The organism is Planktothrix paucivesiculata PCC 9631 (assembly GCF_900009265.2).
GTDB classification, from domain to species: domain Bacteria; phylum Cyanobacteriota; class Cyanobacteriia; order Cyanobacteriales; family Microcoleaceae; genus Planktothrix; species Planktothrix paucivesiculata.
In genome coordinates, this window is sequence record NZ_LR735081.1 from 1 (window position 1) to 935 (window position 935).

1 protein-coding gene is annotated in these 935 nt (G+C 48.8%); it reads right to left on the minus strand.

All coding sequences use genetic code 11. The features are described 5' to 3' along the window. Positions 1-827 (minus strand): photosystem II q(b) protein (psbA, locus tag PL9631_RS25675; RefSeq protein WP_083624821.1); only part of this gene is annotated, 827 nt, incomplete at its 3' end. Between the last annotated feature and the right edge of the window lie 108 nt (positions 828-935).

A 935-nucleotide genomic window follows, 5' to 3' on the forward strand; every position in this document is an offset into this window, starting at 1 on the left:
CCTAACAGGAAGTGTAAGCTACGGCTGTTGTTGAAGCTGGCATATTGGAAGATTAAACGACCAAAGTAACCGTGGGCTGCAACGATGTTGTAGGTTTCTTCTTCTTGACCGAATTTGTAACCGTAGTTTTGTGACTCGGTTTCGGTGGTTTCACGCACCAAGGAAGAGGTAACTAAAGAACCGTGCATGGCGGAGAACAAGCTACCACCAAAGACTCCAGCAACTCCCAACATATGGAAGGGGTGCATCAAGATGTTGTGTTCGGCTTGGAACACTAACATGAAGTTGAAGGTTCCAGAGATGCCCAGGGGCATACCATCAGAGAATGAACCTTGACCGATGGGGTAGATCAGGAACACGGCGGCTGCTGCTGCAACGGGTGCAGAGTAGGCGACGCAGATCCAAGGACGCATACCTAAGCGGTAGGACAATTCCCATTCCCGACCCATGTAGCACAGGATGCCGATCAGGAAGTGAAAAATCACCAACTGGTAAGGGCCACCGTTGTACAGCCACTCATCTAAGGAAGCTGCTTCCCAGATGGGGTAGAAGTGTAAACCAATGGCGTTAGAGGAAGGAACAACTGCACCAGAGATGATGTTGTTTCCGTATAACAGTGAACCAGCAACGGGTTCGCGGATACCATCGATGTCTACGGGGGGAGCCGCGATGAAGGCGACGATGTAGCAGATGGTGGCGGTTAATAAGGTGGGGATCATCAGAACACCGAACCAACCGATATAAATGCGGTTGTTGGTGGATGTCACCCAGTTACAAAACCGTTCCCAGATAGAGGCGCTTTCGCGCTGCTGAATCGTGGTTGTCATTTTGGTTATGATTGCTATGTATTTGTCGAGGTACGTTTGGTATCTATGTCTACTAGATTAACGGCTTTGTTACGGTTTGTAAAGTCTTTTAACATCAGGGTTTTGGAT